General features: G+C 37.9%; 8 protein-coding genes, 4 tRNA genes and 3 rRNA genes. 11 read left to right on the top strand and 4 right to left on the bottom strand.

Translation table 11 applies throughout. The features are described 5' to 3' along the window. The first annotated feature begins 75 nt into the window (after positions 1–75). The 9 genes from IW18_RS09370 to IW18_RS09330 all read left to right on the top strand — a co-directional run bounded on the left by IW18_RS09370 (position 76) and on the right by IW18_RS09330 (position 8,127). Positions 76–1,083: an LLM class flavin-dependent oxidoreductase gene (locus IW18_RS09370; protein WP_041517338.1), complete on the top strand. Its 1,008-nt coding sequence runs from the start codon at positions 76–78 to the stop codon at positions 1,081–1,083. A 982-nt stretch (positions 1,084–2,065) separates the two neighbouring features. Beyond that, a 16S ribosomal RNA gene (locus IW18_RS09365) occupies positions 2,066–3,579 on the top strand. Positions 3,580–3,702: 123 nt separating this feature from the next. Beyond that, positions 3,703–3,776, top strand: a tRNA-Ile gene (locus tag IW18_RS09360). Positions 3,777–3,883: 107 nt separating this feature from the next. Then, positions 3,884–3,957, top strand: a tRNA-Ala gene (locus IW18_RS09355). 145 nt (positions 3,958–4,102) lie between these two features. Then, positions 4,103–6,986 (top strand): 23S ribosomal RNA (locus tag IW18_RS09350). Positions 6,987–7,142: 156 nt separating this feature from the next. Further along, positions 7,143–7,252: ribosomal RNA gene (gene rrf / locus IW18_RS09345) — 5S ribosomal RNA — on the top strand. Together the 16S, 23S and 5S rRNA genes with 4 tRNA genes alongside form the textbook arrangement of a ribosomal RNA operon. A gap of 59 nt (positions 7,253–7,311) precedes the next feature. After that, positions 7,312–7,384: transfer RNA gene (locus tag IW18_RS09340), tRNA-Phe, on the top strand. A 6-nt stretch (positions 7,385–7,390) separates the two neighbouring features. Continuing rightward, a tRNA-Leu gene (locus tag IW18_RS09335) sits at positions 7,391–7,476 on the top strand. A gap of 192 nt (positions 7,477–7,668) precedes the next feature. After that, complete coding sequence (locus IW18_RS09330; protein WP_041517337.1) at positions 7,669–8,127, top strand: RNA methyltransferase; 459 nt, start codon at positions 7,669–7,671, stop codon at positions 8,125–8,127. Positions 8,128–8,374: 247 nt separating this feature from the next. On the opposite strand, the gene mnmE is transcribed toward IW18_RS09330, so the two are convergent. Continuing rightward, positions 8,375–9,775 (bottom strand): tRNA uridine-5-carboxymethylaminomethyl(34) synthesis GTPase MnmE, encoded by a 1,401-nt coding sequence (mnmE, locus tag IW18_RS09320; protein WP_041517335.1) that lies wholly within the window; start codon positions 9,773–9,775, stop codon positions 8,375–8,377. A 183-nt stretch (positions 9,776–9,958) separates the two neighbouring features. On the opposite strand from mnmE, the gene IW18_RS09315 reads away from it, so the two are divergent. Both IW18_RS09315 and IW18_RS09310 read left to right on the top strand, forming a co-directional pair. Continuing rightward, the gene (locus IW18_RS09315) at positions 9,959–10,792 is read left to right on the top strand and encodes a universal stress protein (RefSeq protein ID WP_041517334.1); all 834 of its coding nucleotides are present in this window, start codon (positions 9,959–9,961) and stop codon (positions 10,790–10,792) included. Between the two features lie 70 nt (positions 10,793–10,862). Beyond that, a complete protein-coding gene (locus IW18_RS09310; protein ID WP_041517333.1) occupies positions 10,863–12,635 on the top strand; it encodes a MutS-related protein in 1,773 nt (590 codons plus the stop codon). Positions 12,636–12,784: 149 nt separating this feature from the next. On the opposite strand, the gene IW18_RS09305 is transcribed toward IW18_RS09310, so the two are convergent. The 3 genes from IW18_RS09305 to IW18_RS09295 are packed head-to-tail and all read right to left on the bottom strand — an operon-like array spanning position 12,785 to position 16,399. Further along, positions 12,785–14,119 (bottom strand): anaerobic C4-dicarboxylate transporter family protein, encoded by a 1,335-nt coding sequence (locus IW18_RS09305; protein ID WP_041517332.1) that lies wholly within the window; start codon positions 14,117–14,119, stop codon positions 12,785–12,787. A gap of 35 nt (positions 14,120–14,154) precedes the next feature. Next, positions 14,155–15,204 carry a type II asparaginase gene (locus IW18_RS09300; RefSeq protein WP_041517331.1) on the bottom strand — a complete coding sequence of 350 codons (1,050 nt, stop codon included), beginning with the start codon at positions 15,202–15,204 and terminating at the stop codon, positions 14,155–14,157. A gap of 31 nt (positions 15,205–15,235) precedes the next feature. Continuing rightward, a complete protein-coding gene (locus tag IW18_RS09295) occupies positions 15,236–16,399 on the bottom strand; it encodes a DcaP family trimeric outer membrane transporter (RefSeq protein ID WP_041517330.1) in 1,164 nt (387 codons plus the stop codon). Positions 16,400–16,570 lie beyond the last annotated feature (171 nt).

The following is a 16,570-nucleotide window of genomic DNA, read 5'->3' as shown; positions in this document are numbered from 1 at the left end:
TATAATTCTATTAACATGAAAAAGGTTAAGCTTTGCAGTAAATGAAGTAATTTTGCATAAAAGCTACCTTTATATATGAAAGATCCAATTTCAATCTCAATATTAGAATTAGCTATCATCGCACAAGATAGCAACGCAAAAGAAACATTTCAAAAAACAAAAGAAATAGCTCAACACGCAGACAACTTAGGTTATAAGCGTTTTTGGTTAGCAGAACATCATAATATGGCGCACGTTGCCAGTTCAGCGACCGTAGTCCTAATTGGTTATATCGCAAGTCAAACAAAAGACATACGAGTAGGTTCTGGAGGAATCATGTTACCGAATCACTCTCCTTTAATAGTAGCCGAGCAATTTGGAACCTTGGAAACACTTTATCCAAATCGGATCGATTTAGGATTAGGAAGAGCGCCGGGAACAGATCAGGCAACTGCAGAGGCCATCAGAAAAGACTTTTTTGAACAAGCCCAACGCTTTCCTCAAAACGTAACCAAACTTCAGGATTACTTTTCTGCCGAAAATGCAGTTGCAAAAGTGAGAGCTTTTCCGGCTGAAGGAACAAACGTTCCCATCTGGATTCTGGGTTCAAGTACAGAAAGCGCTGCACTTGCCGCTGCCTATGGGTTACCATATGCATTTGCTGGACATTTTGCACCACGCCAAATGATTCAGGCTTTTGAGTTCTACCGCGAAAACTTTCAGCCTTCAGAGTTTTTAGACAAACCCAAAACAATGGCCTGTGTAAATATCATCGCAGCCGATACAAATGAAGAAGCTGAGAGACTATCGACAAGTTTGTATCAAATGTTTCTAAACTTAATTCGAAACGACCGCAAAGGTTTACAACCACCAGTAGATTCGTTGTACGAGATAATGAGCGAAGAAGAACGTTTCCATGTCAATCAAATGACCGCATGTACTTTTACAGGAAACAAAGAACAGCTAATAATAGATCTTAAAAAGTTCATCGACTACGCACGCGTAGACGAGCTAATGGCAACAAGTCCAATTTTCGACCACCAGGCCAAGCTCAAAAGTATCCACATTACAAAAGAAGTAATAGATGACATAAACAATATATAAGTAGGGTTTTCCCTCTCCTATATATAAGGTAAGATTTCAAACCCCAAACCCGACAGTTTTAAAAAGCTGTCGTTTTTTTTTTGTGGTACCTAATTATATATAAGAGTGACTATGTCTGGCTGCCCAAAGTCGTAGCGTTTTAATTTTGGAATTTGGAATTTGAAAAAATTTGGAATTTTGTTTAGGAGCTATCTCCCGCTATCCGTTCCAATCTTTTGTGCCGAACGCCGGCACAAAGGGATTTCTACTACTATTGGGGCTAGGGGAGTATCTTTCAAAAGAGGCTTGTTGTAATAAAAGAGAAATAAAACGCTCCAAAATCAAAACTTAGTGCCTTGGCGTCTCTGCGCGAAACCAAAACCACCAATAAAATCTAGTTTTGTGTTTTGTTGAGATTCATGCCAATCCAGAAAAAGCAAACAAAACCAACTAAAACCCTACAAAGATCAAAAAAACTTAGCGCTGTAAGAAGCATAAAGACAGTTACTTATAAAAAAGATCAAAAATAACTCCTTAAAAAGCTTGTTTAACTGAATAAAGGGACTACTTTTGCACCCGCAACAGCGATATACGCTCTTCGAAATACTGACAAGTGAGATTAACAGAAATGAAAATTTATTTTCTAAGAAATGTTAAGAAAAGCTTGTGAGATTAGAAAATGGATATTACATTTGCACCCCGCAAAACAAGGGAAGCTCATTGAAAGACTGGTTAGGAATTGAAGGAAAGTTGGAAAGAAATTTTCAAAAAAAACTTTAAAATTTTCTTGCCAGATATAAATAAGTTTTTTACTTTTGCACCCGCTTTGAGAAACAAGCGATATTAAAAAAGAAACACGTTCGTAGACATATTGAATTGACAGCCGTTTTAACAGAGATGTTAAAACAAAAGAATAAGAGTAATGGAATCGAGAGATTTTAGAAGAACCGATAGAGAAAACGTCGCATAATACTTAGTTCTGATTTATTAGAACAAACAATATACGATGAAGAGTTTGATCCTGGCTCAGGATGAACGCTAGCGGCAGGCTTAACACATGCAAGTCGAGGGGTATTGGTTTTCGGACCAAGAGACCGGCGCACGGGTGCGTAACGCGTATGCAATCTACCTTTTACAGAGGGATAGCCCAGAGAAATTTGGATTAATACCTCATAGCATAGCAGCTTCGCATGAAGCCACTATTAAAGTCACAACGGTAAAAGATGAGCATGCGTCCCATTAGCTAGTTGGTAAGGTAACGGCTTACCAAGGCTACGATGGGTAGGGGTCCTGAGAGGGAGATCCCCCACACTGGTACTGAGACACGGACCAGACTCCTACGGGAGGCAGCAGTGAGGAATATTGGACAATGGGCGCAAGCCTGATCCAGCCATGCCGCGTGCAGGATGACGGTCCTATGGATTGTAAACTGCTTTTATACAGGAAGAAACAGTTCTACGTGTAGAACCTTGACGGTACTGTAAGAATAAGGATCGGCTAACTCCGTGCCAGCAGCCGCGGTAATACGGAGGATCCAAGCGTTATCCGGAATCATTGGGTTTAAAGGGTCCGTAGGCGGTTTAATAAGTCAGTGGTGAAAGCCCATCGCTCAACGGTGGAACGGCCATTGATACTGTTAGACTTGAATTATTAGGAAGTAACTAGAATATGTAGTGTAGCGGTGAAATGCTTAGAGATTACATGGAATACCAATTGCGAAGGCAGGTTACTACTAATGGATTGACGCTGATGGACGAAAGCGTGGGTAGCGAACAGGATTAGATACCCTGGTAGTCCACGCCGTAAACGATGGATACTAGCTGTTGGAAGCAATTTCAGTGGCTAAGCGAAAGTGATAAGTATCCCACCTGGGGAGTACGTTCGCAAGAATGAAACTCAAAGGAATTGACGGGGGCCCGCACAAGCGGTGGAGCATGTGGTTTAATTCGATGATACGCGAGGAACCTTACCAAGGCTTAAATGTAGTTTGACCGATTTGGAAACAGATCTTTCGCAAGACAAATTACAAGGTGCTGCATGGTTGTCGTCAGCTCGTGCCGTGAGGTGTCAGGTTAAGTCCTATAACGAGCGCAACCCCTGTTGTTAGTTGCCAGCGAGTCAAGTCGGGAACTCTAACAAGACTGCCAGTGCAAACTGTGAGGAAGGTGGGGATGACGTCAAATCATCACGGCCCTTACGCCTTGGGCTACACACGTGCTACAATGGCCGGTACAGAGAGCAGCCACTGGGCGACCAGGAGCGAATCTATAAAACCGGTCACAGTTCGGATCGGAGTCTGCAACTCGACTCCGTGAAGCTGGAATCGCTAGTAATCGGATATCAGCCATGATCCGGTGAATACGTTCCCGGGCCTTGTACACACCGCCCGTCAAGCCATGGAAGCTGGGGGTGCCTGAAGTCGGTGACCGCAAGGAGCTGCCTAGGGTAAAACTGGTAACTAGGGCTAAGTCGTAACAAGGTAGCCGTACCGGAAGGTGCGGCTGGAACACCTCCTTTCTAGAGCCTCAAATGTTAGTGCTTGCACACGTTGAGGAAAAAAGATGTTCATTTATAGGTTCTGAATCACCAGATTCAATTACTCTTGCTGTTAGTTCAAATAATAAATTTTAAGTAAAACAGAGTCTCGTAGCTCAGCTGGTTAGAGTACTACACTGATAATGTAGGGGTCGGCAGTTCGAGTCTGCCCGGGACTACTATTTAACTTGAAAAAGGAAATTCTAGAAGTTGGAATTCACCAAAAGAAATTAGAGAAGAATTAAAAAATCTAAAATCTGAATTCTACAATCTAAGATTGAAAAATGGGGGATTAGCTCAGCTGGCTAGAGCGCCTGCCTTGCACGCAGGAGGTCAACGGTTCGACTCCGTTATTCTCCACTGATTGTCTATAAAGATAGACAATAAAAGTTCATTGACATATTGAGATAAGAAAATAATAAAAAGTAGAAAGCGTTTTTTGTTATAGTAGTAATACGAATAATAAAAGACAAAAAAAAACGGTCATATTAATTTATGATTGGTACAATAAGCAAAATAAGGGCGTATGGGGGATGCCTTGGCTCTCAGAGGCGATGAAAGGCGTGATAAGCTGCGAAAAGCTACGGGGACGGGCACACACCGATTGATCCGTAGATACCTGAATGGGGCAACCCACTATGTTGAAGACATAGTACACCGATAGGTGGGCAAACCCGCTGAACTGAAACATCTAAGTAGGCGGAGGAGAAGAAAACAAAAGTGATTCCGTAAGTAGTGGCGAGCGAACGCGGATTAGCCCAAACCAATGTTGTTACGGCAATGTTGGGGTTGTAGGACCACGACATTTTATGTACAAGGAACCGGAAGTTACTGGAAAGTGACACCAAAGAGGGTGATAGTCCCGTATGGGTAACGAGTATAATAGATAGTGGTATCCTGAGTAGGGCGGGGCACGTGAAACCCTGTCTGAATTTGGCGGGACCATCCGCTAAGGCTAAATACTCCTGAGAGACCGATAGTGAACCAGTACCGTGAGGGAAAGGTGAAAAGAACCGTGAATAACGGAGTGAAATAGATCCTGAAACCATACGCTTACAAGCGGTCGGAGCCCTTTCGTGGGGTGACGGCGTGCCTTTTGCATAATGAGCCTACGAGTTAACGTTGCTGGCAAGGTTAAGTGGTTAAGCCACGGATCCGTAGCGAAAGCGAGTCTGAATAGGGCGCTTTAGTCAGTAGTGTTAGACGCGAAACCGTGTGATCTACCCATGGGCAGGTTGAAGCTGTGGTAACACACAGTGGAGGACCGAACCGGTTGACGTTGAAAAGTCTTCGGATGACCTGTGGGTAGGGGTGAAAGGCCAATCAAACTCGGAAATAGCTCGTACTCCCCGAAATGCATTTAGGTGCAGCGTTATGCGTAAAGTTATATAGAGGTAGAGCTACTGATTGGATGCGGGGGCTTCACCGCCTACCAATTCCTGACAAACTCCGAATGCTATATAATGTTTCATAACAGTGAGGGCTTGGGTGCTAAGGTCCAAGTCCGAGAGGGAAAGAACCCAGACCATCAGCTAAGGTCCCCAAATATACGCTAAGTTGAAAGAACGAGGTTTGTCTGCCCAGACAGCTAGGATGTTGGCTTGGAAGCAGCCATTCATTTAAAGAGTGCGTAACAGCTCACTAGTCGAGCGGACGAGCATGGATAATAATCGGGCATAAGCGTATTACCGAAGCTATGGATTTACAGTCTGACTGTAAGTGGTAGGGGAGCATTCTAACAGGGTTGAAGGTGTGTCGTAAGGCATGCTGGACTGGTTAGAAAAGAAAATGTAGGCATAAGTAACGATAATGCGGGCGAGAAACCCGCACACCGAAAAACTAAGGTTTCCACAGCTATGCTAATCAGCTGTGGGTTAGTCTGGTCCTAAGGCGAACCCGAAAGGGACAGTCGATGGCTAACGGGTTAATATTCCCGTACTACTAATTACTGTGATGGGGTGACGGAGTGATGAAAGCGCCGCGAACTGACGGAATAGTTCGTTGAAGTACCTACCTATAAGCTGCGCAGGCAAATCCACGCGGCTTGGGGAAATACGATAGTACTCGGAGTCTTCGGACAAAGAGATAGTGCGCCTAAGGGCTTCCAAGAAAAACCTCTAAACTTCAGGTAATTAGTACCAGTACCGTAAACCGACACAGGTAGTTGAGGAGAGAATCCTAAGGTGCTCGAGAGATTCATGGCTAAGGAATTAGGCAAAATAGACCCGTAACTTCGGGAGAAGGGTCGCCCTGAGTAATCAGGGCCGCAGTGAAGAGGTCCAGGCGACTGTTTATCAAAAACACAGGGCTCTGCAAAATCGTAAGATGAAGTATAGGGCCTGACACCTGCCCGGTGCTGGAAGGTTAAGAGGAGATGTTATCTTCGGAGAAGCATTGAATTGAAGCCCCAGTAAACGGCGGCCGTAACTATAACGGTCCTAAGGTAGCGAAATTCCTTGTCGGGTAAGTTCCGACCTGCACGAATGGTGTAACGATCTGGACACTGTCTCAGCCATGAGCTCGGTGAAATTGTAGTAACGGTGAAGATGCCGTTTACCCGCAGTGGGACGAAAAGACCCTGTGCACCTTTACTATAGCTTAGTATTGACCTTGGATAAATGATGTGTAGGATAGGTTGGAGACTTTGAAGCGGCGTCGCCAGGCGTTGTGGAGTCATTGTTGAAATACAACCCTTTGTTTATCTGAGGCCTAACTCTCTTAGGAGAGGACATTGCTTGGTGGGTAGTTTGACTGGGGTGGTCGCCTCCAAAAGAGTAACGGAGGCTTCTAAAGGTTCCCTCAGTACGCTTGGTAACCGTGCGTAGAGTGCAATGGCATAAGGGAGCTTGACTGAGAGACATACAGGTCGATCAGGTACGAAAGTAGAGCATAGTGATCCGGTGGTTCCGCATGGAAGGGCCATCGCTCAAAGGATAAAAGGTACGCCGGGGATAACAGGCTGATCTCCCCCAAGAGCTCATATCGACGGGGGGGTTTGGCACCTCGATGTCGGCTCGTCACATCCTGGGGCTGGAGAAGGTCCCAAGGGTTGGGCTGTTCGCCCATTAAAGTGGCACGCGAGCTGGGTTCAGAACGTCGTGAGACAGTTCGGTCTCTATCTACTGTGGGCGTTAGAAATTTGAGTGGATCTGATTCTAGTACGAGAGGACCGAATTGGACAAACCTCTAGTGTATCTGTTGTCCCGCCAGGGGCACCGCAGAGTAGCTACGTTTGGAAGGGATAAGCGCTGAAAGCATATAAGCGCGAAACCCACCACAAGATGAGATTTCTTTTAAGGATCGTGGAAGATGACCACGTTGATAGGCTATAGATGTAAAGGCAGTAATGTCATAGTCGAGTAGTACTAATAATCCGTAAGCTTATGTACACCCTTTTCCCCCGATGTAAATCGGGGGGAGAAACTTTCTAAAATAGTAAATAAAAGTACTTTTCTTTATCTCAGTATGTTAAGATATTATTTTTAATTATAAATTGTGAATTATCAATTGTTAATTAAAAAAGTTACCTCAAGTAACAACGACCTTAAGGTGGTTATTGCGGCGGGGCTCACCTCTTCCCATCCCGAACAGAGTAGTTAAGCCCGCCTGCGCAGATGGTACTGCAGTTATGTGGGAGAGTATGTCGTCGCCTTTCTTTTCAAAAACCCTGTTCTAAAGACAGGGTTTTTTATTCTTATTTTTATAATAGAATAAGGTACCTTAGCTCAGATGGTAGAGCAATGGACTGAAAATCCATGTGTCCCTGGTTCGATCCCTGGAGGTACCACATCATGCTCGGATGGTGAAATTGGTAGACACGCTGGACTTAAAATCCAGTGAACAGTAATGTTCGTGCGGGTTCAAGTCCCGCTCTGAGTACTAAAAACTTCAATTGGCTTGGCTAATTGAAGTTTTTTTTTGCAATAAACTCAAGTTTTACGAATAATCTAATTGGTAAGTTCTCAATCGAAATATTTTTAGAATTGTGAATTTTAAAGTATTTCAATATGGATGCTTCCTTCATGTCAATAAAAGTTGATTTTTGTACTTACAGTTTGTACTTTTGCTTTTATGAATGATAACTTTATAAATGAATATTTTGGGATTGGAATACAAAATGGTAAAACACCCGAAAACCTTGGTGTTTTGTGGCGATCTGCTCAAAACTTAGGGGCTACTTTTATATTTACAATTGGTAATCGATATGCCAAACAAGCCTGTGACACACATGATGCGGTAAAAGCAATTCCTTATTTTCATTATGATACTTTTGAAGCCTTTTTTGAAAACTTACCAAAAGGAGCGCGATTAGTTGGTGTGGAATTAGATGAAAAAGCTTCTGATCTAGAAACCTTTGAACATCCAAGACGCTGTGTTTATTTATTGGGGGCCGAAGATCATGGCTTATCCAAAAAAGTAATGGATAAATGTCATAATTTGGTAAAATTTAAATCAGAAAAGAGTTTAAATGTTGCTGTGGCGGGAACTATTATTATGTATGACAGAAACTTGTCTAAACCACGATCTTAACTCTAGGCTCTATAATTTGGGGCTAGATGTTAAGTATAATCTAGTTTAATTGTTCATTGCTTTTCATTCTTAAACAATACTCGGTTCCTAAATAGAGAGGATTTCCATGTTTTTCAGACCAAAATCCTTCCAGTATATCTTTAGTTATACATTTATAAACGACAATTCCTTTATAAGTTATTTGATTGGTTTCATCTTGATTACTCCCGGAAACGGAATAATCTCCTATTAAATCTTGTATAGTCATTTACTTCCCGATGCAAAAGTTGGCGAAAATATTCCCTAATAATTCGTCGTTAGATACTTGGCCAGTAATTAATCCGAATTGATATAAAGCCTCGCGAATATCAAGTGCAATTAAATCGCTTGAAAGATTTGTTTCAAGTCCGAATTTTACTTTTGTAATCTCGTCTAAAGCTTTTAATAAAGAGTCGTAATGTCTTGTGTTGGTAACGATGGTTTCATTGTTGCGTAAAGCACCTGTATTAACAAAAGAAAGTAATTCATTTTTTAAGTCATCAACACCAATTTTTTCTTTCGCCGAAATCAATAAAAGTTTTGCATTTAGATTTTCTAACTTGGTTGTAATGTTTGAAACTTCGTCGATAGATAGTATGTCTTTTTTATTTACTACTATTACTAAAGGTTTTAGCGGATATTTATTTTTTATTTGTTCGATTTCAGAAACAAACTCAGAGCTTGAAACCTGAAATTTTAAACCATCAAATAAATAAATTACAACTTGTGCCTGATCTATTTTTTCGAAAGTTTTTTTAATACCAATGCTTTCTACAACGTCTTTTGTTTCGCGTATTCCAGCAGTATCAATAAATCTGAAACCAATTCCTCCAATAACTAATTCGTCTTCAATAGTATCCCTAGTTGTTCCAGCAATATCAGAAACAATAGCGCGCTCTTCGTTTAATAAAGCATTTAGTAAAGTTGATTTTCCAACATTTGGCTCTCCAACAATTGCAACAGGAATCCCATTTTTAATAACATTCCCAACTGCAAAAGAATCGATTAGGCGTTTTAAAACAAATTCAATTCTATTTAATAATTCATAAAATTGAGTTCTATCTGCAAATTCTACGTCTTCTTCTGCAAAATCTAATTCAAGTTCAATTAAAGAGGCAAAGTTTAAAAGTTCTTCACGCAATTTGGCTATTTCATTACTAAAACCACCACGCATTTGTTGCATTGCAATTTGGTGAGATGCTTCGTTATCTGATGAAATCAAATCGGCAACGGCCTCTGCTTGCGATAGATCAAGTTTTCCGTTAAGGAAGGCTCTCAAGGTAAATTCGCCCGCATCCGCCATTCGACATCCTTTTCGTAAAAGTAATTGAATAATTTGCTGTTGAATGTAAGTTGATCCATGGCAAGAGATTTCAATGGTATTCTCGCCTGTATAGGAGTTTGGGCCTTTGAAAACAGAAACTAATACTTCGTCAAGTGTTTTTGAATCATCAACAATATGACCAAGATGTAAAGTATGTGTTTTTTGCTTGGTTAGGTCTTTGTTTTTTATTGATTTAAAAACTGAATTTCCAATAGAAATTGCTTCTGAGCCTGAAATACGAATAATAGCAATAGCTCCAGCTCCAGATGGAGTGGCTAATGCAACTATAGAATCTTGATTTATCATAGTACAAAGGTATAAAAAAAGCCCTAATGATGCGAATTAGAACTATTGTAGAAAAGAATAGTTCTAATTGTTTAAAAGGTTGATTTTTTGTAAAAATTAAATGTTAAAATACTGATAATTATCAGGTTGTTTTGATTTTATAATGATTAAATTTGAGAAACAAACCTCCTAATCTCAAATAAAATGAAAAAGATATTATTTCCCACAGATTTTTCTGAAGCAGCAACAAATGCTTTCGTTCATGCTTTAGAATTTGCTAAAGTCGTTAAGGCCGAACTTGTTTTGCTACATACTTTTGAGATTCCGGTTTACGATAGTCAATTTTTCCCTGAAAATTATGCTTCAATTTATAGTTCAATAGAATTGGCAAAATTTGAAATGTTTAAAGATGAAATTCCAAAGCTTAGAGCAATTGCTACGGAACGAAAACTAGATGATATTGTTATTAAACATCGTTTAATGGATGGGGATTTAATTTTTAATTTAAAGAATGCTATTGAGGAAGATAAAATTGATTTTGTAATAATGGGGACTTCTGGTGTTTCCGACTGGACAAAGTTCTTTACCGGATCAAATACTAGTTCTGTAATTTCAGAAGTTAAGGTTCCTATTTTATGCGTTCCTGCAAATGCGAAATATAAAAAGATAAAAATAATTGGTTTTACAACTCGTTATCGTGAAAAAGATAAAGCAGAACTTAGAAAAGTAATTGAAATTGCAAAGAAAACTAATGCAAAAGTAAAGAGCTTATATGTTAGGACTTCGAACACTGATGTTTCTGATGCTACTATTAAAGAGTGGGAAAAAGAATTTGCCGGTGAAAACGTAGAATTTTTAGTCCTGCCAAGTGATGAAGTCAAAGAGACAATTCTTGATTTTATACTTTATAAAGATGTTGATGTATTAACAACTATAACACATAAAAGATCTTTCTTTGAGAGTATTTTTGAATCTAGTTTTTCGAAAAAAATAGCAAAAGAAGTTTCAGTTCCAGTTTTAGTTATGCATGAAACTTAAAATTCAATTGTTCGTGAATAGTGATTTTGTAAGTGTAAAAACTATATTTGTATTTCATTAAATTTAAAAAATGGAAGTATATCAAAATAAAGTTGAGCACTATAGTAAAGTTTTTAGTAGAATCAATAAAAGATACAATAGCATAAGTCTTTTGCGTTTGTTAAGTGTTTTTCTTTGTTTGTTTTTAATGTTTTATTACATCAAGACAAGTGAGATACTTTACGTAGTTTTTGCTTTTTTGTCTTTTGTTGGTTTTATTATTTTAATGCGAATTCATTCGAAATTGTCTTTTCAAAAAGAGTTGACTACAGCAATTTTAAGAATGAATCAAAATGAAATTACGTATTTGAAAAGAGAGAAGATTCCTTTTGAAAACGGAATCGAATTTAATGATTTTCATCATCCATATGCTTACGATTTGGATGTTTTTGGAGATCATTCTTTGTTTCAAAATATAAATAGAACAGCCACTTTTATCGGAAAAAAAACATTAGCAAATCAATTATTAAAGTTATTGCCTAATGAAGCGATTCTGGAAAATCAGGAAGCGATTAACGAGCTAAAAACTAAAATAGATTGGCGTCAGGATTTTTTAGCTTTAGCAATGATCAGTAATGATTCTAAAAATTCATATGATTCTCTGTTACATTGGAATTCATTTAAAAATAATGTACTACCCAAATTATTGGTGGTATTTTCAGTAGTTCTTCCTGCTTTATTTTTTGGTTTTTTAATAGCATATTTTATTACTTCAAAAATAATTTTACTATCCTATCTAACGTATATTTTTATAGCAAATTTGATTGTTTTAGGACAATCTTTCAAACGAATTCAATCTGAAATTGCTAAAGCTGATAACGTAGATAAAATAATCAAACAATATAGTTTATTAGTTGATAAAATTGAAACAGAAACGTTTCAGTCTAAGAAATTAAAAGATTTACAAAAACAATTAGTTTTTAAGAATGAGACCGCAAGTGCACATTTGAAACAATTATCGGAATTATTTTCGAGAATGGATACAATTAATAATCTAGTAACGGCTATTGTGTTTAACGGAACTTTTTTATTCAATCTTCATGTTTTAAAAGCACTTTTAAAATGGAAACAAAACTATTCTACAGAACTTGAAAAATGGATTGAAATTATTGGTGAATTTGAAGCTTTAAATAGTTTAGCGAATTTAGCCTATAATAATCCTGATTTTGTGTTTCCAGAAATCAATTCGGAGTATAAAATTGGATTTTCTGATTTAAGTCATCCTTTGCTTAATCCGGCAACGAGAGTTGCAAATGACACTCACTTTTATCCTGAAAATTTTGTGATTTTAACAGGATCAAATATGTCTGGGAAAAGTACTTTTTTAAGAAGTTTAGGTATTAATATGGTATTAGGAGGAATTGGTTCTGTTGTTTGTGCTTCAAAAGCTAACATTCATCCGCTGCCTGTTTTGGTTTCAATGAGATTATCTGATTCTTTGGCTGATAGTGAATCGTACTTTTTTGCTGAGATTAAGCGCTTAAAACAAATTATGGATGCTTTAGAAAACGGTCCTGCTTTTGTTTTATTAGATGAAATTTTAAGAGGAACAAACTCTGATGATAAACGAAATGGAACTATTGAGGTTGTAAAAAAGATAATGGCTAAGAATGCTATAGGTGCTATTGCAACGCATGATATTGAAGTTTGTTTAACAACAAATGAATATCCTAATATTTTAACGAATCAGTGTTTTGAGGTTGAAATCAAAAATAATGATCTTCATTTTGATTATAAACTTCGTAATGGAATCTGCAAAAATAAAAGCGCTACTTTTTTAATGCAGAAAATGGGGGTTATTTAAAATTGTAGATTTTAGAATCTAGATTTTTTCTGAAATAGTTATTCGAATCGAAGTCGAAGAACATTGTTGTTTTGACTTAGTTTTTCGATAATAAAATCTTAAAAGTTTTCTTTTTAAAAATCATAAAGAAAACTTTTAAGATTTTATTATTATAAAAACATGCTTAATACAAAACCTGAAGCTACAGTTGCGGCGATTGTAACAAGACCTGGTAGCATAAAACTATGATTTACTACATATTTTCCAATACGAGTTGTGCCAGTACGGTCAAAATCCATTGCAGCAACCAATGTTGGGTATCCGGGTAAAATAAAATCGGCATTAACAGCAGGAAACATCGCAATAAGATGTGGTTGACCAATTCCTAAAGATAAGCCTATTGGCATCATAATTTTAGTGGTCGCAGCCTGACTAAAAGTTAAAGCACCCATAATAATTAAGGCAAATGTAAATGTAAAAGGATACTCTGACGTGATCTCTCGAAAAGTACTTTCTATTAAACCTTGATTCGTAGCCATAAAGGTAGCGCTCATCCATACAACTCCAAGAACGGATACTAAAGCGGTTGCCATTGAAGTAAATAAACTCATTTTTGATACTAAAGTTGGCGATGTTTTTGTAATAATCATTATAAGAGCCGAAGCTGATAATGTTATCATTATAATTAATCCGGTAAGATTAACAGCTCCATCTGCACCAACAGCAAATCCTGCAGCTCCCGGGCCTACATTAGGAAGGAATTGTGGAAAAGCTCCAAAAAAGATAATTGATAATATGGCTAAGCCAAAAATAAGCACAGCAGTTTTTGCACCAGGTTTTAAGACTCTATTAGCTTCAGATGTTTGCTCTAAGCTTTCTGCAAATATTGGATCTTTCATTTTCTCTAGAAATTCAGGATCTTCATTAAGCTCCTTGCCTTTTTTCCATACCGAAAAAACGCCTGCGGCAATTCCAATCAAACATGCTGGAATGCATACTTTCATAATGTCGACTACAGCGGTTGAATAGGCTAATATAGCCGCCAATGAAGCTGTTGCTGCACTCATTGGACTTCCGGTAAGTGCCATGTGAGAAGCAACTACTGATATACTTAATGGTCTTTCAGGTCGTATTCTTTTTTTTGCCGATACCTCGGCAATAATTGGAAGCAGCGAATATACAATGTGTGCTGTACCTGCAAATAAACACAAAAAGTAAACTGTAAATGGTGCTATAAATGTGATGTGTTTAGGATTTCTTCGAATAATTTTTTCAGCAATACTTACTAAATAGTCTAAACCTCCTGCAGCTTGTAAAGTAGCTGCTGTGGTAACAATGGCTAAAATAATAAGAAGTACTGCAATGGGTGGGTCTGCGGGACGCATATGAAAAAACAAGACAAATATAAGTAGTCCTATCATTCCCATAACACCAAGACCAATACCCTTAAGACGAGATCCTATCAAGATCATAGCCAGAAGTATGGCCAGTTGTACTAATATCATAAACGGATTTATTTAGGATTAATAAGGTTTGATAATTAAAAACGGAAGAAATAATTCTGTAGTTCTTTTTTATCATTTGTTTTTGTAAGTCCAAGCATCAATAATATTCTTGCTTTTTGAGGGCTAAGATCATCAGAGACTATAGTTCCCAATTCATTGTCGTTAGTTTCGCCATCTAATACAACTCTGCCTTCAAGACAACGGCTTGCGCGACATACTGTAATATTTGCATTAGTTGCTCTTTTTATAGCATCAGTAAAGGCTTTAGAGAAATTACCATTTCCAACACCAGCGATTATAATACCGTTTACTTTTTGTTTTACAAGATAATCGATATAATCCGGAGAGGCATCTGCATACATATAAACAATTTCAACCTTTGGTAGTTTTGTATTATTGCTAATTTCAAAAGGTCCTCCTTTAGAAGTCTCTCTTAAAGACGATTTATAATACTCGACATGTCCGTCATAAACCTCTCCAAGTGGTCCTGAATTTGGAGATTTAAAAGCATTTACTTTGGTTGTACTCGTTTTAGTTACTTCTCTGGAATCATATATAGATTCGTTAAAAGAAACCAGTACTCCGCGACCTTTACTTTTGGGGTCGGCAGCTACAGTAATAGCATCAAAAAGGTTTTTTGGGCCGTCTGCACTAATTGCTGTTGCCGGACGCATAGAACCGGTAAGTACAATTGGTAAATCATGTGCCGCAACAAGGTCAAGAAAGTAGGCGGTTTCTTCTTGAGTATCAGTTCCGTGAGTTATAACGATACCATCGGCTTCATTTTTTTTGAATATTTCATTAATACGAATAGCCAGTTTTCGCCATATTTCCAAACTCATATCTTGACTGCCTACAGATGATATTTGTTCCCCAGTAATATCAGCAATTGATTTTACGGTAGGTATGCTTCCTATAAGTTCTGATACTGGAATTTTACCGGCAGTATATCCGGCTTTATCTGCAGATTTTCCTTCGCCTGCAATAGTTCCACCAGTGGCAAGGATAATAATTCTGGGCTTTTGTTGCGAAAAAGCCATTGTTGTTGCAATGCACAACAAAACTACAAGTATTAATTTTTTCATTTTATTTTGTATTATTGAGTTGATCCTGATATTAGAAATTAAATAACATTCCAAAGTTTATTCGGACTGCATTTGCGCCTTGTGTATTGCCATTATCATATTGTAGTTGTTTGTAGCCAATTTGTGGTTCCACTCCAATTGTGAGAAAATCAAGAAAATCGTAAGAAGCATTTAGAGTAAATTGATAATTGGTCATTCGATCCCATCCTGCCTGGGTACTTGCGCCTTCATAAAAATGATTGTAAGATGCCATTACCATCGAATGAAATTTTTTGTTCAAATAGCGTTCGTAGGAAATGAAACCTGCATGTACGGGTAAAAGATTTAGTTTTCCTGAAAAATCAGAACTGGCAAAACCATCAAGACCTGAGCCGCCAATTGCTAAAAAATAATCACTAATTCCTTTCCCAATAGTCCATTGCGCTTGTAAGTTGTTTACTAAGCCTGATTTTTTTCTAAAAAATATACTTGTAATCGCAGTAACACCTCCACCATTTTTAGAAGCAAAATTAAAGTCTGTATCTCCTGCTGAAATATTTTTAGAGTCATAAGCGACACTACGATATAATCCTGCTAATTTCATAAAACCTCCATTGTCAAAAGCATATCTTATACCAGCAACGGCATCAGGAGCCCGAGAGGGAGTATAATCGACGCCATAATTTGGGCTTAATGTATAATCGTATAAACGACGTGGTTCCATATATTCTGCCGAAATTTCAAAAGCAGTATGTCCATTTTCTACAAAGTTTGCAGTATAACGAATCTGAATTCTGCGCGAGAGAACCATACCGGTTGGGCCATCCCAATCTAATAAAGGAGCTGGCCATAGCGAAGAATCTCCAAAATTTGACCAAGTTTGTCCTACTGTCCAGTGGTCATATTTTATATAAGCATGACGAAGTCTAAATTGCGATGTGTTGTTAGCACCTTCAAAATCGGCTTCAAGCATTGACTTTATTTCTTTACCATTATTTAATTGAATTGTACTTACAAAGCGTAATTGAGATTGACGCATATCCATACTAAAAGCGGGTATATCAGTACCGGTGACATCATTTTTGTGAATAAGAAAAGAGCTGTTGCCGCTTAGACTTCCTTTAATATCATACATTCCGTTCAATTTAAGGCGGCCCATAAGTCTTGCTGTAACTTTTGGTTTTCCATTCAGTGTGTCTTTCGATTCTACAGCCATTAATTGTGCGTATATGGAGCTGGATAAAAGTAAAGAGGAACAAAAGAATACTAACAACAAAAAATTATTCTGCTTCATAATTTATAAATGTTTTAGAGAATGTAACAATGATAATTTACAAGCCCTTTTAATAAAGGATCTTGATAATAATATTATAAAGAGATTTTAATA

Origin of the sequence: Flavobacterium hibernum (assembly GCF_000832125.1) — a bacterium.
GTDB lineage: Bacteria > Bacteroidota > Bacteroidia > Flavobacteriales > Flavobacteriaceae > Flavobacterium > Flavobacterium hibernum.
This window is presented reverse-complemented; position numbering and strand designations above follow the sequence as displayed.